The 19380-nt window shown below is 68.0% G+C and carries 18 protein-coding genes; 9 read left to right on the top strand and 9 right to left on the bottom strand.

Annotation, left to right across the window (positions count from 1 at the left end):
- The 3 genes from BN972_RS19895 to BN972_RS19905 all read left to right on the top strand — a co-directional run.
- Positions 1–704, top strand: a 704-nt coding sequence (locus BN972_RS19895) for a GntR family transcriptional regulator (RefSeq protein WP_036361625.1), incomplete at its 5' end; no start/stop codon positions are given.
- Positions 697–2289, top strand: coding sequence for an AMP-binding protein (locus BN972_RS19900; protein ID WP_036361626.1), 1593 nt, complete (start codon positions 697–699; stop codon positions 2287–2289). The genes BN972_RS19895 and BN972_RS19900, both read left to right, overlap by 8 nt.
- Before the next feature lies 1 nt (position 2290).
- Positions 2291–3064, top strand: coding sequence for an SDR family NAD(P)-dependent oxidoreductase (locus BN972_RS19905; protein ID WP_036361627.1), 774 nt, complete (start codon positions 2291–2293; stop codon positions 3062–3064).
- Between the two features lies 1 nt (position 3065).
- On the opposite strand, the gene BN972_RS19910 is transcribed toward BN972_RS19905, so the two are convergent.
- Positions 3066–3527: an SRPBCC family protein gene (locus BN972_RS19910; protein ID WP_036361628.1), complete on the bottom strand. Its 462-nt coding sequence runs from the start codon at positions 3525–3527 to the stop codon at positions 3066–3068.
- 49 nt (positions 3528–3576) lie between these two features.
- A complete protein-coding gene (locus tag BN972_RS19915; RefSeq protein ID WP_036361629.1) occupies positions 3577–4419 on the bottom strand; it encodes a rhomboid family intramembrane serine protease in 843 nt (280 codons plus the stop codon).
- A gap of 96 nt (positions 4420–4515) precedes the next feature.
- On the opposite strand from BN972_RS19915, the gene BN972_RS28430 reads away from it, so the two are divergent.
- Positions 4516–4740: a hypothetical protein gene (locus BN972_RS28430; RefSeq protein ID WP_080697031.1), complete on the top strand. Its 225-nt coding sequence runs from the start codon at positions 4516–4518 to the stop codon at positions 4738–4740.
- An 86-nt stretch (positions 4741–4826) separates the two neighbouring features.
- On the opposite strand, the gene BN972_RS19925 is transcribed toward BN972_RS28430, so the two are convergent.
- Both BN972_RS19925 and BN972_RS19930 read right to left on the bottom strand, forming a co-directional pair.
- Complete coding sequence (locus BN972_RS19925; protein WP_036361632.1) at positions 4827–5561, bottom strand: DUF899 domain-containing protein; 735 nt, start codon at positions 5559–5561, stop codon at positions 4827–4829.
- A gap of 28 nt (positions 5562–5589) precedes the next feature.
- Positions 5590–6348: an SDR family NAD(P)-dependent oxidoreductase gene (locus BN972_RS19930; RefSeq protein WP_036361634.1), complete on the bottom strand. Its 759-nt coding sequence runs from the start codon at positions 6346–6348 to the stop codon at positions 5590–5592.
- 147 nt (positions 6349–6495) lie between these two features.
- On the opposite strand from BN972_RS19930, the gene BN972_RS19935 reads away from it, so the two are divergent.
- The 3 genes from BN972_RS19935 (at position 6496) to BN972_RS19945 (ending at position 13800) form a co-directional block, all read left to right on the top strand.
- Positions 6496–7449 carry an RNA polymerase subunit sigma-70 gene (locus tag BN972_RS19935; protein WP_036363465.1) on the top strand — a complete coding sequence of 318 codons (954 nt, stop codon included), beginning with the start codon at positions 6496–6498 and terminating at the stop codon, positions 7447–7449.
- 85 nt (positions 7450–7534) lie between these two features.
- Positions 7535–12373 (top strand): cation-translocating P-type ATPase, encoded by a 4839-nt coding sequence (locus tag BN972_RS19940; RefSeq protein WP_036361636.1) that lies wholly within the window; start codon positions 7535–7537, stop codon positions 12371–12373.
- A gap of 53 nt (positions 12374–12426) precedes the next feature.
- Positions 12427–13800 carry an HNH endonuclease signature motif containing protein gene (locus BN972_RS19945; RefSeq protein WP_036361638.1) on the top strand — a complete coding sequence of 458 codons (1374 nt, stop codon included), beginning with the start codon at positions 12427–12429 and terminating at the stop codon, positions 13798–13800.
- A 13-nt stretch (positions 13801–13813) separates the two neighbouring features.
- Here BN972_RS19945 and BN972_RS19950 read toward each other — a convergent pair whose 3' ends face one another.
- The 4 genes from BN972_RS19950 to mrf all read right to left on the bottom strand — a co-directional run bounded on the left by BN972_RS19950 (position 13814) and on the right by mrf (position 17821).
- Positions 13814–15376 carry an AMP-binding protein gene (locus BN972_RS19950; protein WP_036361639.1) on the bottom strand — a complete coding sequence of 521 codons (1563 nt, stop codon included), beginning with the start codon at positions 15374–15376 and terminating at the stop codon, positions 13814–13816.
- Positions 15373–16257, bottom strand: coding sequence for an SDR family NAD(P)-dependent oxidoreductase (locus BN972_RS19955; protein ID WP_036361641.1), 885 nt, complete (start codon positions 16255–16257; stop codon positions 15373–15375). The genes BN972_RS19950 and BN972_RS19955 overlap by 4 nt, the downstream gene beginning before the upstream one ends.
- Before the next feature lie 104 nt (positions 16258–16361).
- Positions 16362–16628 (bottom strand): type B 50S ribosomal protein L31, encoded by a 267-nt coding sequence (locus BN972_RS19960; protein ID WP_036361643.1) that lies wholly within the window; start codon positions 16626–16628, stop codon positions 16362–16364.
- The gene (mrf, locus tag BN972_RS19965) at positions 16625–17821 is read right to left on the bottom strand and encodes a ribosome hibernation factor-recruiting GTPase MRF (RefSeq protein WP_036363468.1); all 1197 of its coding nucleotides are present in this window, start codon (positions 17819–17821) and stop codon (positions 16625–16627) included. Before mrf ends, BN972_RS19960 begins: the two co-directional genes overlap by 4 nt.
- 100 nt (positions 17822–17921) lie before the next feature.
- On the opposite strand from mrf, the gene rpmB reads away from it, so the two are divergent.
- Entirely contained in the window at positions 17922–18158 is a 237-nt protein-coding gene (gene rpmB, locus BN972_RS19970) for a 50S ribosomal protein L28 (RefSeq protein ID WP_036361644.1), read from the top strand.
- The gene (gene rpmG / locus BN972_RS19975; RefSeq protein ID WP_036361645.1) at positions 18158–18322 is read left to right on the top strand and encodes a 50S ribosomal protein L33; all 165 of its coding nucleotides are present in this window, start codon (positions 18158–18160) and stop codon (positions 18320–18322) included. The genes rpmB and rpmG overlap by 1 nt, the downstream gene beginning before the upstream one ends.
- A gap of 9 nt (positions 18323–18331) precedes the next feature.
- On the opposite strand, the gene BN972_RS19980 is transcribed toward rpmG, so the two are convergent.
- On the bottom strand, positions 18332–19255 hold the full coding sequence (locus BN972_RS19980; protein WP_036361646.1) for an oxygenase MpaB family protein: 924 nt from the start codon (positions 19253–19255) through the stop codon (positions 18332–18334).
- Positions 19256–19380 lie beyond the last annotated feature (125 nt).

Consider the following 19380-nt stretch of genomic DNA (forward strand, 5'->3'; position numbering starts at 1 on the left):
GCACGTTACGCAAGGAGATCGTCGACGGCGTCTACCCGGTAGGGTCCCAGCTCCCCACCGAACACGAGCTTTGCGAGCGATTCGCGGTCAGCCGCTACTCGATCCGGGAGGCGCTGCGACGGTTGCGCGACGACAATCTGGTGTCGTCGCGTCCGCGCGCCGGCACCCTGGTGGTGCCGCGGCCGTCGGCGGACTCCTACGTCCAGCACGTCATGTCGATCAACGACCTGCTGGAATTCGCGACCGGTACCCGGTTCGCCATCGAATCGGTCGCGATGGTCACCATCGACGACGAACTCGCGGCGCGCAGCGGCCTGGGGATCGCTGAACAGTGGCTGACGGTGCGGGGATTCCGGCAGACCGACGGCGTCGAGGACACCGGCGCCGCGCTGTGCCGCACCGAGTACTACATCAACCGCGCGTTCGCGGCGGTGGGCAGGTTGCTGCAGCGCCACCAGGGTCCCATCTTCCCGCTGATCGAGGACCTGTTCGGCCTCAATATCGTTGAGGTGCAGCAGGAAATCATGGCCGTGCTGCTGACGCCCGAACTGTCCGCTGGTCTCGACATCGAACCGGGCACGCCTGCGTTGCAGGTGCAACGCACCTATCGGGCCTCCGACGGTCAGGTTGCCCAGGTCACGATCAACACCCACCCGGCGTCCCGGTTCCGCCATTCGATGACGATGCGACGAGTGCGTGGCTAGGAAGCTCACCGGCGGGCGATCGGTTCGTTGGGACGAGCAGCGCGCCGCCCAGGCTTACGCGCACGGTTGGTGGACGCGGACCACCTTGGCCGACGCCGTAACTGCGGCCGCGCGGGACAGCCCGGACCGGGTGGCGTTGATCGACGGCGATATTCGGATCACCTGCGCCGACCTGCACCGACGGGCCACAGCGTTGGCCCGCGCGTTGGCCGACCGCATCCCGCCGAGCAGCGTGGTGTCGTTCATGCTGCCCAATTGGCACGAGGCTGCGGTGATCTACCTGGCCACCACGCTGGCCGGCATGGTAGCCAACCCGATCCTGCCGTCGCTGCGCGACTCCGAACTACGATTCATCCTGGAGGACGCCGACAGCCGAATCATTTTCATTCCGGGCGGCTTCGGTGGGTACGACTATCCCGCGATGCTGAGCCGGGTCACCGCGCAATTGGAGTCACCACCAGAAGTGGTTGTGCTGCGCGGTGATTGGGCCCCCGACCAGACCCCGTTCGGCGCGCTCAGCGATGGCGGCGGAGTGTCCGCGCCGCTACCCACGCTGGATCCCGACGCGGTGCGCATTGTCCTCTACACCTCGGGTACCACGGGCCGGCCCAAAGGGGTTCTGCACAGCCATAATTCGATCCATGCTCTGCTGCGCCAAATACGCGAGCATTGGCTGGTCGAGCCAGGCGACTCGTTCCTGGTCGCCTCACCGATAGCGCACATCGGCGGTTCCATCTACGCCTTCGAAGCCCCTTTCCTGCTCGGCGCGACCGCGCTGTTGATGGAGCGCTGGAATGCCGACGAAGCGGTCCGCGTGATGGCGGCCGAACACTGCACCCACATGGCCGGCGCGACACCGTTCCTGACCCAACTGTTGGCGGCGGCCCAGCGTGCCGATACCCGGCTGCCGGATCTGAAGGTGTTCATTTGCGGCGGCGCCTCCGTATCACCGTCCCTGATACGTTCAGCGGCAGCGTATTTCGAGTCCGCTGTGGTGACGCGCGTGTACGGCTCCACCGAGGTCCCGGTGACAACAATCGGCTCCCCCGGGCACCGCGAGCACGCCTGCGACACCGACGGCCGCGTCGGTGTGGCCGAGGTCAAGCTGGTCGAGGGTGAAATCCGGGTGCGCGGACCACAAATGCTGGTCGGCTACCTGCATCGGGAGGACGAGGACGGATCATTCGACGCCGACGGCTACTTCCGCACCGGCGACCTGGCACGCTGGGTCGACGGCGACTACCTCGTCGTCACCGGGCGGGCCAAGGACATCATCATCCGTAACGGTGAGAACATCTCACCGAAGGAGGTAGAGGACGTCCTGGTGAACCATCCCGATGTGACCGAGGTCGCCGTGGTCGGCCTGCCCGACGCCCGCACCGGCGAAAGAGCCTGCGCGGTGGTGGTGCCGGCCGGCACAGCGATACCCGATGTCGCCGGGCTGCGTACCTTCCTGGAGAGCGCCGGCGTCGCCCGCTTCAAAGCGCCCGAGCAGGTGGTCATTTGGAATGACCTGCCGAAAAACGACGCCGGCAAGGTGCTCAAGCACCAGATCAAGGCGACGCTGGAAAAGGCAGGGCAGTGACATGCAGGTAGCGATTGTGACCGGAGCGACCGGCGGCATCGGCTCCGGTTGCGCGGCGAAGCTTGCTGAGTCCGGCATCGCGGTGTTCGCCACCGGGCGCGACCAAGCCAAACTCGACGCGCTGGCCGAGGCGATCGGCGATCCGGAGCGGGTGGCCACCCACGCTGCCGATCTCACCGATGACGCGGCACCCAAGCGGATCACCGAAGCCGCCCTGGCCCGTTGGGGCCGCATCGACTTCGTGGTCAACACCGCCGGCGTGGGTAGCCCCAAACCGCTGCACGAGACCGATGACGAATCCCTGGACCATTTTCTGGGATTGATGCTGCGCGCGCCGTTCCGGCTCATCCGTGAGGTGCTGCCACATCTGCAGCCCGGATCGGCGATCGTCAACATCACCTCGACGTTCGCCGTCGTCGGTGGCATGCGCGGCGGTGCCTACTCGGCCGCCAAGGGCGGGCTGACCGCGATGACCACACATATCGCCTGCCAGTACGGTGCGCAGGGAATCCGTTGCAACGCAGTGGCCCCAGGGGTCATCCAGACCCCCATGACCGAGCACCGGCTGGCCGACGAGCGATTCCGGCGCATCAACACCGAGATGACACCGCATCAACGCCTGGGCACCGTCGAGGATGTCGCGAGCACGGTGGCGTTCCTGTGCTCGCCCGGCGGCGCGTTCATCAACGGCCAGACCATCGTCGTCGACGGCGGCTGGAGTTCTACGAAGTACCTGTCGGATCGGGCACTGGACTCGGAATGGAAAGTCCAATAGGTCAGCGTGATTCGAAATGCCGCCGGATGCCGTAGAGCATCTTGGTGTGTGCCTTGACCGCCTCCCGGACGGTGAACGCGGCCAACGGGCGCGGCGCTTCGAACCGGATCCGTTCGGTGATGCGGGTGCCGCCCTCGATCGCGATGAAGCTCACCGTCCCGCGCAGGCGCACGCCCGGTGATTGGTCGGCTTCGGTCAGCACGTCGCCGTGCGCCGGAACACGCAGCCGCGCACGATAAGTCACCTTCATGGTTACCGGCCCCAGCGGAATCCGGTCCACCACCCGGTAGCTCTGCTCATACCCGTCGGCCGTCTCGGTGCGGGAGAGCACTTCGACCGAAACGATCAGCGGGTGCACGAGCCTGATGTTGTCCAGGTCGACGTAGTAGTCGCGCACCTGCTCCGGCGCCGCCGGCACCTGCTCGCTCAGCGTCCGCTCGGCCCGGGCAATCCACCAACTCATTGCAGCCAACCTACTGCGCCGAGGGGTCACCCCGGTAGCGCGAGCAGACCTAACCGAACTGGGCGAGGAGCTCGCCGGTGCGCCACCACACCAGCACCGCGAACAACGTCAACGCCGTCGCCGTCGCCGCCGCCTGGATGGCGTCCCGATGCTGGCGCGGCGCATACACGTACGCCGCCGCCAGCAGCCCGCCGGCGATCAGCCCGCCCACGTGCGCCTGCCAGCTGATCGCGTGGGAACTGACGGCCGGCACGACGAAGGTGAAAACCAGGTTGATCACGATGACGGCCACCACACCCCGCACGTCGAGGGTGAGTCGCTTGGCCGCCACGAACAGGGCCGCGAAGAGACCGAACACCGCGCCCGACGCGCCCGCGGTGGCGGTGTTCAACGGGGAGAGCAGGTACACCAACACCGACCCGCCCAGGCCGCTCACCGCGTACAGCGCCGTGAAGCGCAGCCGGCCCAGCCATCTCTCCAGCGGCGCGCCCACCACGTACAGCGCCCACATGTTGAGTAGCAGATGCGGTGCGCCGTAGTGCAGGAACGCCGACGTCACCAGTCGGTAATACTGCCCGTCCGCGACGGCCGGAGGCCACAGCGTGAACTGCTTCTGCACATCGGGCACCGTCAGTTCGGCGATGAAGGCCAGCACGTTGACGACGATCAGCGCAATCGTGACCACCGGTGCGCCCGACCGTTCCCGTCCCCCGAACGGCGTCCGCTTCTCCCGGATGGTGCGGGCACCCGCCGCGACGCACTCTACGCACTGATGCCCGACCGCCGCGCTGCGCATGCAGTCACCGCAGATCGGGCGCTCGCAGCGGGTGCACCGAACGTAGGTCTCACGGTCGGGATGCCGGTAGCAGGTCGTTGCCTGGGGTGTACTCATCGCACCCAATCTTGCCCGCCTCGCCGAATTGCCGCTGGGGGCGGCCCGCCGGTAAGGCTATTCCCTCACCCGCCGAGTTGACCTACTGTGATTCGGGTGGAATCACACGGAAACCCTGAATTGGTGCCCGTCGAACATTTGCACTCCGGTGACCCGATCACCGATGGCGGTCAACGCTACATAGTTCTCGAGTCCAAAACTGTCGGCGACAGTTGTGTGGTCCTTGAGCTGGAGTCCAGAGTCGACCACCAACTGCAGGTCATCGAGAAGTCCTTTCCGACGGGTTACCACGTCGGGAGAGCGCACCACAGAATTCTTTAGGCAATATCCGCGCCGGCAGTGCCGGTGCGGATATTGCGTTCCGTAGCCGTTTTTGGACGGCTACCGATCTTTGCCGTATTTCACCTTCAATTTCGCGGTGGCCGTTGATCATTGGGATCATCAGGATCCGGCTCACCGAACCACCGGGACGGCTGGTGCTGGCCGTACTCGTCATGCCAGTCCCACCATTCGTACGGTTTGGTCTGGGGGTAGCCCTCCGGCGAGTCCTCCCAGTCCTCCTGGCGTCCCAGTGCGGTCATGTCCAGGAAGCTCCATGTGGTCCCGAGCGCCTCGTCCCCCCGGTTGTTGATGAAGTAGGTGCGGAACACCCGATCGCCGTCGCGAATGAACGCGTTGGTGCCGTGCCATTCGTCCACGCCGAAGTCGGCATCGAACTCGTCGGTGATCGTGTACCACGGCATCTGCCAACCCATCCGCGCCTTGAGGCGCTCGATGTCCGGCTGCGGCGCGCGGGAGACGTAGACCAGCGTGGTGTCACGGGCGTTCAGGTGGGCCAGATTGCCGACGTGGTCGGCCATCATCGAGCAACCGCGGCAGCCGTGCTCGGGCCAGCCATGGATATCCGGCCCGTAGAAGGCGCGGTACACCAGCAGTTGCCTGCGGCCGGCGAACAGGTCCAGCAGGGTGACCCTGCCGTCGGGTCCGTCGAATGCATAGTCCTTGTCCACCAGCAGCCACGGCATCCGGCGCCGCTCGGCGGCCAACGCGTCGCGGGCTCGGGTCAGCTCCTTTTCCTTCACCAGCAATCGCGCATGGGCGGCGGCCCACTCCCGCGCGGAAACGATCTCCGGTGTCTTCATTGCGCTTGCCTCCTTCATCTGGACCGTCTCATCGCAAAGGCGCTATGCCTGCCGCGGTGAGCAGGTATGCGCCGTCGTTGTCTGCTGCTTTGCCGGCTCCCTTGCCGAGTAGGTCGCGCACCGACCGGCCGACCTGCTCAGGAGTCAGTATCGGCCCGAATGACTCGAGATAGGCATCGATGTCGACGCCCTGGCGCTCGGCGTACGCCGCCACCGCCTTTGCGCCCAGATCGGTCGCCGGCGTCAGGCGCGGGAGCAGCGAGACGAAGTCGATGCCCAGCCCCGCCCGCGCCGATTCCTGCGCGGCGTAACTGCTGATGAACCTGACGGTGGCTTTGGCGCCCGCGTAGCCGCCGCTGAGCGGTGACCCGTTGACCGCGGCGCCGCTGGATATCGCGATCACCGAGCTGCCCGGCGCCAGCGGAAGTCGCAGCGCGCACTGGACCCAGTGAAACGCCTGCGAGACATCAACATTCCAATTCTCGGTGAAGGTGTCCCAGGTCTGATCGGCCAACGCGGCCATGCGCGGTGCCAGCCCGGCGGCCAGCACGATCGTGCGAGGGCGGTATTCCGCGACGAGCCGGCCCGCCACCGCCGGATCGGCGGCATCCGCTGCCAGCACCTCGAACCTGTCGCCCAGTTCCTCTCTCACCAGCTCGAGATGAGCGCGGTTACGGGCGATGCCGACCACGTGCGCGCCGGCCGCCACCAACTGTTTGGCGATCGCGCGGCCGAATCCGCGGCTGGCGCCCGTCACGATCGCCGTCGTGCCGTCCAGTTCATTCATGATGTGCTCACTTCCGTATCGGATGTTGTCCCCAATGCAGATACGTCGCGGCCCATGGATTCATCGCCGTCCAGGTCGATGACTTTCGGCGGCCGGAATTATCTATCCATCCAGGGCGATCTATTGGGCAATCGCGAGGAGTTGGGTGTGCCGGAGCAGGACGAGTTCATGGAGCGCGCGGCGCCGTATCGCGCCGAGCTGATTGCCCATTGCTACCGGATGCTCGGATCGGTGCACGACGCCGAGGACCTGGTGCAGGAGACCTATCTGCGCGGTTGGCGCGGCTATTCGGCGTTCGAGGAGCGCGCTGCGTTGCGCACCTGGCTGTACCGCATCGCGACCACGGCCTGCCTGCGCGCCTTGGAGAACCGCGCCCGCCGGGTCCTGCCGGCCGGTGTCGGTCTGGCCGGCGACAACGTGTCGCATGAGGCCGCACACGAGTGGCTGGAACCGCTCCCCGACTCCTATCTGCAGGCCACACCGGAAGATATCGTTGCCGCCCGGGAAACCGTCCGGCTGGCAGTGATGACGGCGCTGCAGGAACTCCCGGCACGCCAACGTGCCGTGCTGGTGCTGCGCGAGGTCGTCCAATTCAGCGCCGCCGAAGTCGCCGAACTCCTCGAGACGACACCGGCGGCGGTCAACAGTTCCCTGCAGCGGGCCCGCGCCCGCCTCGCCGAGGTGTCCGCCGGCCAAGACCGACCAGCCGAACCGGATGACGACGCGCGCAGAGAATTGCTCGACCGCTATTGCGCGGCCTTCGAGAATGCGGACATGGCCGCCCTGGCCGCCCTGTTGCAGGACGATGTCAGGCTCGAAATGCCGCCAATGCCAATGTGGTTCAGTGGGCGAGACGCGGTGCTGGGCTTCCTGACTACGCGCGCCTTCGCCCCGCCCGGCGACATCGTGATGGTCGCCACGGCCGCCAACGATCAGCCCGCCGTCGCCGAATACCGGCGCAACACCGATAGCATCATGGCAGCCCACTCCATCCAGGTCCTCAGCTCTGTTCCCCGGAGCGGCGGCGCGGGGCTGGCTGCACTGACCGTCTTTCTCGATCCGACGCTGTTTCCCGCTTTCGGGTTGCCATTGACGGGGTAGCCCAGAGGCAACCATGCGGGCCGTGTGGACAGGTCTCGACGGCACCGGAAGGATTGGCGCGGTAGATGCAGTCGAAGGGTGACGGATGAAGATTCCGGGTGTGGCCGACATCGTCGGCACTCTCACCGGAGGGGCCACACAGGTCGTGCGCGCCGGCGTGCAAAGCGCCGCCGGGGCAGCCGGCGTCATGCAGGCGCTGACCAGCCCGATGACGGAACTGGTCGGCCCGGTGGCCCAAGCGGTGGCGCACACCACCGGCCGCGCGATCGGGCTGGGCGGGTCCCTCGACGGCGCGCCCGAACCGGTCACACCCCCAGTGCGCTGGCAGAGCGGGCGGCGCGTGCATCTGGACCTCGACCCGTTGCTGCCCTTCCCCACTTGGCACGAATACGCTGCCGTAATCGAAGAGCCGGTCCGCCGGATTCCGGGCGTCGCCGAGGCCCATGTCGAAGGGGCGCTGGGCCGGCTGGTCCTGGAAATCGCCGCTGCCGCAGACGCGGACGCCGTCTTGGACGAGGTGCGCGACACCGCCTCGGCGGTGGCTGCCGACCTCACCGAAGCGGGCGATGTCGTGGCGCCGCAGGCCGCCCCGTTCGCCGACCCGGGCAACCCACTGGCGATCCTGGTGCCGTTGACCGCCGCCGCGATGGATGTTGTCGCGGTGGGTGCCGCGGTGACCGGTTGGTTCACCCGGCTGCCGGTTGCGCCTCGCAGTGCCCGCGCCGCCGCGGCGTTGATCAACTACCAACCCCGCGTGGTGGCGGTGCTGGAGTCCCGACTTGGTCGCGTCGGCACCGACATCGCGCTCAGCGGATCGACGGCGCTGGCTTACGGGCTGAGCCAGTCGGTGGGGACACCGCTGTTGGACCTGCTGCAGCGGGGCCTGCAGCTCTCCGAGGCGGCGGCGCACCGCCAGCGGTGGCGGGAACGCGAACCCGAACTGGCCTCCCCTACCCGGCCGCAGGCGCCGGTGGTCCCGATCCTGTCCTCGGCGGGAGCCGAATCGCAAGTGCCCCGCCACAATTGGGCTGCCGCCGCGGCCGGCGAAGCCTCGCATGTGGTGGTCGACGGCGCGATCGACTCGGCCATCGACACCGAAAAGGGCTCGATGGACGGCCCGGTGGAGGACTACGTGACGCAAGCCGCGAGCGGCTCTGTGGTGGCCGCGGCGGGTGCCCTGTTCGCCGGCGGGGGCGCTGCCGAGGCCGCCGAAGCGATCCTGGCCGGCGTGCCCAAGGCCGCCCATCTCGGCCGCCAGGCGTTCGCCACCACCCTCGGCCGCGGTCTGGCCAACGCGGGACTGCTGGTGCTCGACCCTGGCGCGCTGCGCCGGCTGGACCGGGTAAAGGTGGTCGTCATCGACGGCGCCGCGCTGCGCGGTGACCATCGTGCGGTTCTGCGTGCCCAGGGTGAGGAACCCGGCTGGGACGATGACCGCGTCTACGAGGTCGCCGACGCATTGCTGCACGGCGAAGAGGCGCCCGAACCCGATCCCGACGAATTGCCGGCCACCGGAGCCCGGCTGAAATGGCAACGCGCGCAAGGGTCTTCAGCGACACCCGCGCAGGGTCTGGAGCACGCCGAGCTGGTCTGCGAGGGCCGGCAGGTGGGCCGGGTCGACGTGGGATGGGAAGTTGACCCCTACGCCATCCCGTTGTTGCAGACCGCGCACCGTACCGGCGCCCGGGTGGTGCTGCGGCACGTGGCCGGCACCGAAGACCTCTCGGCCAGCGTCGGATCCACGCATCCGCCCGGCACGCCGCTGCTGAAGCTGGTACGCGACCTGCGCACCGATCGCGGACCGGTGCTGCTGATCACCGCGCTCCACCGCGACTTCGCGTCGACCGACACGCTGGCCGCGCTGGCCATCGCCGACGTTGGCATCGCGCTGGACGACCCGCGAGCGGCCACCCCGTGGACCGCGGACATCATCACCGGCACCGACCTGGCCGCAGCGGTGCGGATCCTTTCGGCGCTGCCGGTGGCCCGCGCCGCCAGTGAATCCGGGGTTCACCTGGCCCAAGGCGGCACCACGCTGGCCGGCCTGCTACTGGTCACCGGCGAGGACAACCGGACCAGCAACCCGGCCACCCTGCGGCGCTGGCTGAACCCCGTCAACGCCGCCGCGGCCTCGGCCCTGTTGTCCGGGTTCTGGTCGGCCACCCGAGTGTTGCGGCTGCCCGACCCGTCGCCGCAACCGCTCACGGCCTGGCATGCGCTGGATCCGGAGATCGTCTACTCCCGGCTGGCCGGCGGCAAGCGGCCGCTGGCGGTCGAGTCCGCGACTCCGACCTGGCGACGCCGGCTCGACGACCTGTCCTACGAGCCGTTGGTCGCCCCGCTGCGCGGGCCCGCCCAGCTGCTGGGGCGGCTGGCGGCGGCCACCCGGGTCGAGCTCGGTGACCCGCTGACTCCGATCCTGGCTGTCGGTGCCGCGGCCTCGGCGATCGTCGGCAGCAACGTCGACGCACTGCTGGTCGCCGGCGTGATGGGTGTCAACGCGCTGACCGGTGGCGTGCAGCGGCTTCGCGCCGAAGCCGCGGCCGCCGAGTTGTTCGCCGAGCAGGACCAGCTGGTGCGTCGCGTGGTGGTGCCGGCGGTGGCGACGACGCGACGCCGGCTGGAGGCGGCTCAGCACGCCACCCGCACCGCGACCGTGTCGGCGAAGAAGCTGCGGCCCGGCGATGTCATCGACCTTGCCGCGCCGGAAGTGGTGCCGGCGGATGCGCGCCTGCTGGTGGCCGAGGACCTGGAGGTGGACGAGTCGTACCTGACCGGCGAGTCGCTGCCGGTCGACAAGCAGGTCGACCCCGTCGCGGTCAACGACCCGGAGCGGGCGTCGATGCTGTTCGAGGGCAGCACCATCGTCGCCGGACGCGCGCGCGCCATCGTGGTGGCCACGGGGGTGGGCACCGCCGCGCAGCGCGCAATCTCGGCGGTCGCCAACGTCGAGACCTCGGCCGGAGTGCAGGCCCGGCTGCGGGAACTGACCAGCAAGGTCCTGCCGCTCACGCTGGCCGGCGGGGCGGCGGTGACTGGTTTGGCGTTGCTGCGGCGCGCCTCGCTGCGCCAGGCAGTGGCCGACGGCGTCGCGATTGCGGTGGCCGCGGTGCCGGAGGGCCTGCCGTTGGTGGCCACTCTGTCCCAACTGGCCGCCGCGCAGCGGCTGACTGCGCGCGGAGTGCTGGTGCGTTCGCCGCGCACCATCGAGGCCCTCGGCCGGGTGGACACCATATGTTTCGACAAGACCGGCACACTCACCGAGAACCGGCTGCGCGTGGTGCGCGCCGTTCCGGTCGGCTGGTCGCCCCAGGATCCGTTCCCCGAGCCGAGCGATCCGCGCTACGCCGAGGTGGTGCGCGCCGCAGCGCAAGCGTCCACTCAGCCCCAAGACGGTGAGGGTCACGCGCACGCCACCGACGAAGCGATCATCAATGCGTCCGTGTCGCTGAACGGGCACGGGAACGGGGATTGGACCATCCTGGCCGAGGTGCCATTCGAGTCGAGCCGCGGCTACGCAGCCTCGATCGGCATCGGGACGGACAGCAACTCAGCACCGATGCTGATGGTCAAGGGCGCGCCCGAAGTGATCCTGCCTCGCTGCCGGTTCGACGATGCGGAAAGCGATCAGGGCCAAGCGGATTCGCTGGTACGCAGCCTGGCCGAGCAGGGTCTGCGGGTACTTGCGGTGGCGCGGCGCCCGTGGCCGAACGGGACCAGCCAGGAAGAAGAGACCGACGCCGATGCCGTCGACGCCGAAGCCCACGACCTGGAACTGCTGGGTTACGTCGGCCTGGCCGACACCGCGCGCGAATCGGCGCGACCGCTGATCGAGGCGCTGATCGAGGCCGAGCGCAACGTCGTGCTGATCACCGGTGACCACCCCATCACCGCACGGGCCATCGCCCGGCAACTGGGACTGCCCGAGGACGTGCGTGTGGTGACCGGGGCCGAACTCGCCAGTCTCGACGAGGAGGGGCACGCCAAGCTCGCCGCCGACGTACAGGTCTTCGCCCGGGTTAGTCCGGAGCAGAAGGTGCAGATTGTGGCGGCGCTGCAGCGCTGCGGCCGGGTCACCGCGATGGTAGGTGATGGCGCCAACGACGCCGCCGCCATCCGGATGGCCGACGTCGGTATCGGGGTCAGCGGCCGCGGCTCCTCGGCCGCCCGTAGCGCTGCCGACATCGTGCTCACCGACGACGACCTCGGTGTGCTGATCGACGCGCTGGTCGAGGGCCGCAACATGTGGGCCGGCGTGCGCGACGCGGTCACCATCCTGGTTGGCGGCAATGTGGGTGAGGTGCTGTTCACCATCCTGGGCACCGCGTTCGGCCAGGGCCGCGCGCCGATCGGAACCCGCCAGTTGCTGCTGGTGAACCTGCTCACCGACATGTTCCCCGCGCTGGCGGTGGCGGTCACCTCGCAGTACGACGACCCCGAAGAGGACGAGGGTCTCACCGACGACGAGGTCGACGAAGCGCGCCTGACCCGTCAGCTCGAGGTGCTCACCCAGCCCAAGCCGTCACTCGGCGATTCGCTGATGCGCGACATCGTGAACCGCGGCGTCGTCACCGCCGCCGGAGCCACCACCGCCTGGGCCATTGGACGCTGGACGCCCGGCACCGAACGTCGAACGGCCACAATGGGTCTGACGGCCCTGGTGACCACTCAGCTGGCCCAGACGCTGCTGACCCGGCGGCACAGCCCTTTGGTGGTGGCCACGGCACTGGGCAGTGCCGGAGTGCTGGTCGGCATCATCCAGACACCCGTCGTGAGCCAGTTCTTCGGTTGTACGCCGCTGGGCCCGGTCGCCTGGACAGGGGTCATCGGCGCCACCGCGGGGACCACGGCGATCTCGGTGCTGGCACCACAGTGGCTGTCCAAGGCGGTCGTCGCGGTGACACCCGAGCCGGAGGAAGGCTAGGCGGCCCAATAGATTTGGGTCGAGTTGTCAGTGCCCCTCCCTAGGATCGGGGTATGTCAGCGAGCACGCCGCAAGAGATCGTCGAGGTTCTCGACGCGCTTGAAGCATGCGCAGATCGCTTGGGGGACTTGGATTTTGACGCCTGCGGTACGGGCGAGTTGCTGTCAATCATCGAGGGTACGCAACGGGTGGTGCGCAAGTTGCGCGTGCCCGGGCATGCGGTGATCACCCAATTGGGCTTGGTGGCCACCGGATACGAGCTGGGTGGCACCCTAGGTCAAGCGTTGGCGGATCGGCTGCGGATCACCAAAGCCGAGGCGGATCGGCGTATCGCCGAGGCCGCGGTGCTGGGTCCGCGCCGCGCGCTGACCGGCCAACCGCTGCAACCGGTGCTGGCCGCGACCGCGGCCGCCGAACGCCGCGGGCTCATCGGCGACGCCCAGGTGGGGGTGATCCGCAAGTTCTTCGCCAAATTGCCCGACACCGTCGACGCGCACGGGCGGGCCGTGGCCGAGGCCAAACTGACATTGTTCGCCACCGGGTTTCGCCCCGACGAGTTGGCCGAGTACGCCCGGGTGTACAAGGACTGCCTCAAACCCAACGGCGACTTCGATCCCGACAAGGCCCCCGAACCGGCCCGCAACCGCGGGATCACGCTGGGCAAACAGCAATCCGACGGCCTGTCCAAGATCAGTGGGTATATCAGCGCCGAATGCCGCGCCACCGTCGAGCCCGTGCTGGCCAAACTCGCCGCACCAGGGATGTGCAATCCGGCCGACGACGCACCGGTGATCGACGGGCGCGCCACCGCCGAGGCGGTGGACCGCGACAACCGCACCGCGGCGCAACGCAACCACGACGCCCTAAACACCGCGCTGCGCGCCCTGCTGATGTCGAAAACCTTGGGCCAGCACCACGGGCTGCCAACCTCGATCGTCATCACCACCACACTGGCCGAACTCGAAGCCGGCGCCGGGCGCGCCCTGACCGCCGGGGGCACCCTGCTCCCCATGTCCGACGTGATCCAGCTGGCCTCACACGCCCACAACTACTTGGCCATCTTCGACAAAGACCGAACCCTGGCCCTATATCACGGCAAACGCATAGCCACCCCCGAACAACGTCTGGCCCTGCTAGGGCGACACCGCGGCTGCACCCGCCCCGGCTGCACCGTGCCCGGCTACTGGACCCAGGTCCACCACCTCGAAGGCTGGCTGGCCAAACGCCGCACCCACATCGACGAACTCACCCTGGCCTGCGGGCCCGATAACCGCATGGTCGAACTCCGCAACTACATCACTCGCCGAAACGCCCACGGCGACACCGAATGGATCCCACCCCGCCACCTCGACCACCGACGCCCCCGCACCAACTGCATGCACCACCCCGAGAGACCACTCAAACCCGAAGACGACGAACCGGTCTGACGACCCGGATCGGCTAGCCGGAGAGTTCCCGGCGCACCACCTTGCCCGCCGGATTGCGCGGGATGCTCGAGACGATGTTGATGTCCCGGGGCTGCTCGAACCGAGACACCTTGCCTTTCAGGTACTCTCGCAGCGCCGGCGCATCGGCGTCGCTGTCCGGGCGCAGCACGATGAAGGCCGCGAGCCGGCGGCCGAACTGCTCGTCGGGAACCCCGACGACGGCGTTCTCGGCAACGTCCGGGTGGCCGGCCAGGGCGTTCTCCAGCGCCCGCGGATAGACGTTCTCGCCGCCGGAGACGATCATGTCGTCTTCACGGCCAACGATGTACAGCCGACCCGCTTCGTCGAGGTAGCCCATGTCCCCGGTGCTGGTCATGCCGTCGATCACGGTCTTGCCGCCACCGCCGGTGTAGCCCTCGGAAGACAACCCGCCGCCGACGAAGACGCGGCCGGTGACCCGGGGCCCAACGGCTTTGCCGGCGCGATTGTAGATTCGCACCGGACACCCGGCGACGGGCCTGCCCACCGTTTCGGGGAACCGTCGGAGTTCATCCGGTGTCGCCAGCGATCCGATGCCCACCTCGGTGGAGCCGTACAGGTTGTACAGGACGTCACCGTAAGCGTCCATGAACCGCCGGGCCAGGGCGGGGTCCAGCCGGTCGCCGCTGGAGATGACGACTTTCAACGACGACAACGGGTTTCGCGCTCGCACCCGCTGCGGCAGGTCCAGCATGCGGGCCAACATGATCGGCACCGCGCTCATCGCCTCGGCGCGGTGCAGTGAGGCCTGTGCCAGCACGGCTTCGGCGTCGAAACGTCGGCGGGTCAGCACCGTGCCGCCCAAAGCGATCGCCAGCATCAGGATGCCGAACCCCAGACCATGAAACATCGGTGCCGCCAAGGCGATCCGCGAGCCGACGCGCAGCCGGGTGCGGGCCAGCAGCGTCATGCTGACTCCAACGCCCGAACTCATCCGCGGTGTCCGCGGCACCCCTTTGGGGATACCGGTGGTCCCCGAGGTCAACAGCACCATCCGGCCGGACGGGGCGACCCCCGGCCGTGACCGATTGGGTCGCGGCGCAACGGTTTGCGGATCGATGAGCCGGATTGGTGCGTCGGTCTGGCTGATCTGGCCGGCGAATTCGTCGTCGCCGAACATCGTCCGGATCTGGTGTGCCCCCAGCGCGCCGGTGAGCGCGTCAGTGCGGAACTCGGTGTTGACCAGCACCACGTCGGCACCCACCAGGGCCGTGGCGAACACCGCGGCCACGAAGTTGCGTCCGTTGCGGCACATCACACCCACCGGGTGTCCGGCCCGGACACCGGCGTCCAGCAGTTCGCCGGCCAGTGCTTCGGTCATCGCCTGCAATTCCCGGTACCGCAGCGCGCCGTCGTCGTCGATGATCGCGGTCCGGTCCGGCCACCGCGCCGCGGAAACCGCAAGCACGGTGTACAGATTCGTGCCGCCCCGACAGATTTCACGAGCCAGGCGCACCGCCGCTGCCGGACTCGGCGGCCCCAGCAGGCCTGAGGACAGCACCGCGCTGGCCGTCGTACCCACAACGCTTTCAGTCACGAGGGCCCGCCGCCAGACTCGGCGAAGAACCGGCTGTGCCAGATCCGGGCGGCGCGCTCTGCCGGTCCGGCCAGCAGCACCGAAGCCACCTCCGCGGGTCCCAACCAAGGCGGCTCGTTGGTACGGGGGCGGTCGATGATCGCCTTGGCGATCGAATCGGCAGCCTCATCCGGCGTCAGACCCGGAAGCCTGCCCAACAGCGGGGTTGGCTCGATCATCCGGGTCCGCACCAGGGCGAAGTACACCGTCGAGACGTCGATGCCGTCGCCGTGCAACTCCGGTGCCACGCTGCGCAGCCACCGGTCGAAGGCGCCCTTGGAAGCCTGGTAGGCACCCCACTGCGGGCCCGGGGCCACCCGGACGCCCACGCTCGAGACGTTCACCAGATGCCCCCGGCCGCTCTCGCGCATCGCCGGAAGCAACCCCAGCAGCAGCCAGACCGGGCCCAGGTAGTTGATATCGATGGTGCGCTGGAAGTCGTGCGGGCGGTCGTACTGGTCATGCAGCGACCGACGAAGCGACTTCCCAGCGTTGCTCACCACGATGTCCACGGCGCCGTGATTCTCGGTGACCTGCTTGGTCAGCACACTGACGGCGGCCTCGTCGCTCAGGTCGGTGGGGTAGACAACCGCCGCTCCCCCGCCGGTGTTGATCGCGGCAGCGACGTCGTCGAGGCGCTCGGCCGAGCGCGCCACCAGCAACACGTTCGCTCCCGCGGCGGCCAGCTTGCGGGCGGTCGCCTCACCGATCCCGTACGACGCTCCGGTCACCAGAACCGTCCTGCCGGAGACGGCGTCCCGCAGCTTGTCGGGGTCGGATTCCCGCGCCGGGTTCGCAAATCTGCTGGCAGCGGCATCAATCGCCTGCAAGACCAGATTCATCGACGCGTCCTCGGTTGGGTGTCGGGACTACCTGACCCCTATCTTGTACCCACATGACCCATGGTCACAACGGTGGGCGAGGGCGCGTCTTAGGACTGCGAAAATTATGGACGGCTGCCGCGGTGGCCGTACCTGCGGCGGAATCTTTCGACCCGGCCGGCGCTGTCGAGGGTTCGCTGGGTACCGGTCCAGAAGGGGTGTGAGTCCGCCGACACCTCCACGATCACCAACGGATAGGTACGCACGCCCGCTGGGGTGTCCCACTCGATGGTGCGGTTGCTGGTCAGCGTCGATCGGGTCAGGAAGGTCGCGCCGGTGTTGGCGTCCTGGAACACCACCGGGTGATAGTCGGGGTGGATGCCGGCCTTCATCCCTGCTGCCCGTCGGCGCGGTGGGCGGTGAACTCGCCGCCGGCGTCCGGCGTCTCGTGGCAGGGGTCCTGGTGCCAGTCGCCGAACGGATCGTGGTACTCGCCCCAGCGGTGCGGATCGGCCATCTCTGCGTCAGTGAGCAGGGCGTCGTGCAACGCCGTCCGCACGTCGATGGGGTCGGCACCGCAGACCAGTACGGTCATCGCGGTGTGGCGGTCGCCATGGCGGTATTCCCATATCAGTTCGGCGAACAGTCGCCGCTCGGGATCGGCCGATGCGACCTCCGCGGCGGTCATGGCCGCCAACCACTTCCCCGCCGAGGCGACCCGCAGGCCACCGCCGGCCGACTCGAGCCACATCACCTGGTCGAGCCGGTTGGCGAGCCAGAGCCGTCCCCGGGTGCGGATCACCCCGTCCAGCAGGACGTCGACCGCGGCATGCAAACGCTCCGGATGAAACGGTCGGCGCGCGTTGAACTCGACGATCTGCACGTTTCGATCGCGGGCGAGCGGGGGCAGTCCGGCCAGCAGCGGGGCGTGCGGGTGATCGCTGCGGCCGCGCCGGGAGTACTCGTCCAGATTGGCCAGCGCCAGCTCCACGCGGTCCACGCCGACGGTGATTCGCGCCCGGGGAGCCAGTCGGCGTAGCACCGCCAGCGTTACCGGCTCCGGATGCGTGAGTACCAGCACGTCGGCGAACTCGGCCTGGCTGACGGCCGCTTGGGCTACCGTGCGGCCGTCCGGCAGGACGCCGTCCCCAAGGGCATCGGTCAGCCATTTGACCGAATCGACGCACGTCACCACTCCGGCAATGGCCACGTCCAGGGCCGCCGGACCGTCCAGGAAGCCGGGGCCGATCCGGACGTGGACATGGTTGATGGCCCAGCAGACCGGTTCCGGTTCCAGCCACGCCGCCAAGTGCACGACGATGCGCTGCACGTTGGAGCGCCGATGCAATTTGCGCAGCAGCACCAGCAAGTCGTTGCGGACGGTGCAGGACAGGCAGCCGCGGGCCAGTTCCAGAACGTCCTCGGTGCTGTTGAGCTCGCCGTCCTCCAGGCTGATCACGGCGCGGCGTACCACGTGTCCGTCGAAGCGGTGCTCGACGATCACCGTCCCCGGCTGACCCAACAGGAGTCCGGTTACGTCATCGGTTGGGCCCTGGCCGGCGACAAGCAGGACGGGAGTCCGCATCTTCACCCCTTATTGAAAATGATTGTCATTAAGCTCCGATCAGGCTACAGTCCGGGGCACGGCTTGTCGAAAGCGAACCAACCAGCCAGGGAGTCACACCATGTCCGCAAGGTGCCAAGTCACCGGCCGCACAGTGGGTTTCGGCAACGCGGTGTCACATTCGCACCGCCGCACCCGACGGCGGTGGTCGCCGAATCTGCAGCACAAGACCTACTACCTGCCATCCGAAGACCGCCGCATCCGGTTGCGGGTCAGCGCGAAGGGCATCAAGGTCATCGATCGCGACGGGATCGAAGCCGTGGTCACACGGCTGCGCAGGTCGGGTGAGAAAATCTGATGGCGCGCAACGAGATTCGACTGACCGTCAAGCTGCGTTCCACCGCCGGCACCGGCTATACGTACGTCACCCGCAAGAACCGCCGCAATGATCCCGACCGGCTCATCCTCACCAAGTACGATCCGGTGGTGCGCCGCCACGTCGAATTCCGCGAGGAGCGCTGAGCCCTTTCGTTACCGCGGTCGGTTGTGCAGCCGGCGCGGATCGACACCGACCCGGGCCCAGGCGTCGGCCGCCCAGCTGGCGTAAATCATCCGCACCGGCAGCCGGTTGATCAGCGGGTTGAGCGCCCGCATGAAGGCAGCGAATCGCTGAAAACGCCTCTCCTTCTTGTCATTCCACTCCAGATCGCACACCTCGCGCATCTGCGGCGGGCATGTTCCGACGATGACCAGGCGGGCGTAGGCGTTCACCGGCGCGGTCAGCAGCCGCCAGAGCGGCTTGGGAACTTTGCGGGGACCGGGAATGCCCTTGCGGATGTAGCCGGTGCCGTAGCGGACGGTCTTGTGCGGGATGAACCGGTCGAGCATCCCGTCCCAGTAAGCAACGAACTCGTCGTAGGTCTGCGGTTGACCGCGGTCACTCACGCCGTAAAGGCTGTACCAAACCTTGCTCTCGACGAAGATCTGTTCCTTCTCGGCATGCGAAAGTCGCCGGATGAACATGTCGGCGTTGTAGATGACCTGATCGACGAACGTGGCGTGCGCCCAATAGAACAGCTCCGGGTTCAGGGCGTGGTACCTTGAGCCGTCGCTGATGGTGCCCTTGATCGGTTTGTGGAAGTCGCGCACGGTGCGGCCCCATTTGTGCGGGTCCTCGGAGTACACCGTCTTCATGAGCGGCGGCGCGGTCCGTTTGGCCCGGCCCAGGGTGTCGCTGAAGATCACCGAATGATCGAGCACACCTTGGGCGAGTTGCTCGATGCAATTCTCCGTCCCGGCAACGCGCTGGAACCCGAAGATTTGGGTGCGGACGTCGCCATAGAACTTCCAGATCAGTGAATCGGGCCCGAGCACAGGTGACTGATCGGGGACCTCGTCCACCACCACGGGGGTGGCTTCCCGCACCCCGGTGTCGAAATCCAGCTCAGCCGTCATGGCAAATCCCCTCACCAGCACTCCCCCGCGCCCGTTTGTGAGTCAGAGAAACAAAATCGTATCTTTGTTTCAGAGCTTAGCATGATCAGTGTGCGCCCCGAGTGCGCCGTGTGGGGGTCGTGGGT

It is taken from the genome of Mycobacterium asiaticum DSM 44297 (assembly GCF_000613245.1).
Taxonomy (GTDB): domain Bacteria; phylum Actinomycetota; class Actinomycetes; order Mycobacteriales; family Mycobacteriaceae; genus Mycobacterium; species Mycobacterium asiaticum.

Coding starts and splice junctions, on each gene's coding strand:
- BN972_RS19905 (WP_036361627.1), top strand. CDS start 2,291: ATGCAGGTAGCGATTGTGACCGGAGCGACCGGCGGCATCGGCTCCGGT.
- BN972_RS19910 (WP_036361628.1), bottom strand. CDS start 3,527: ATGAGTTGGTGGATTGCCCGGGCCGAGCGGACGCTGAGCGAGCAGGTG.
- BN972_RS19915 (WP_036361629.1), bottom strand. CDS start 4,419: ATGAGTACACCCCAGGCAACGACCTGCTACCGGCATCCCGACCGTGAG.
- BN972_RS19925 (WP_036361632.1), bottom strand. CDS start 5,561: ATGAAGACACCGGAGATCGTTTCCGCGCGGGAGTGGGCCGCCGCCCAT.
- BN972_RS19930 (WP_036361634.1), bottom strand. CDS start 6,348: ATGAATGAACTGGACGGCACGACGGCGATCGTGACGGGCGCCAGCCGC.
- BN972_RS19940 (WP_036361636.1), top strand. CDS start 7,535: ATGAAGATTCCGGGTGTGGCCGACATCGTCGGCACTCTCACCGGAGGG.
- BN972_RS19945 (WP_036361638.1), top strand. CDS start 12,427: ATGTCAGCGAGCACGCCGCAAGAGATCGTCGAGGTTCTCGACGCGCTT.
- BN972_RS19955 (WP_036361641.1), bottom strand. CDS start 16,257: ATGAATCTGGTCTTGCAGGCGATTGATGCCGCTGCCAGCAGATTTGCG.
- BN972_RS19960 (WP_036361643.1), bottom strand. CDS start 16,628: ATGAAGGCCGGCATCCACCCCGACTATCACCCGGTGGTGTTCCAGGAC.
- mrf (WP_036363468.1), bottom strand. CDS start 17,821: ATGCGGACTCCCGTCCTGCTTGTCGCCGGCCAGGGCCCAACCGATGAC.
- rpmB (WP_036361644.1), top strand. CDS start 17,922: ATGTCCGCAAGGTGCCAAGTCACCGGCCGCACAGTGGGTTTCGGCAAC.
- rpmG (WP_036361645.1), top strand. CDS start 18,158: ATGGCGCGCAACGAGATTCGACTGACCGTCAAGCTGCGTTCCACCGCC.
- BN972_RS19980 (WP_036361646.1), bottom strand. CDS start 19,255: ATGACGGCTGAGCTGGATTTCGACACCGGGGTGCGGGAAGCCACCCCC.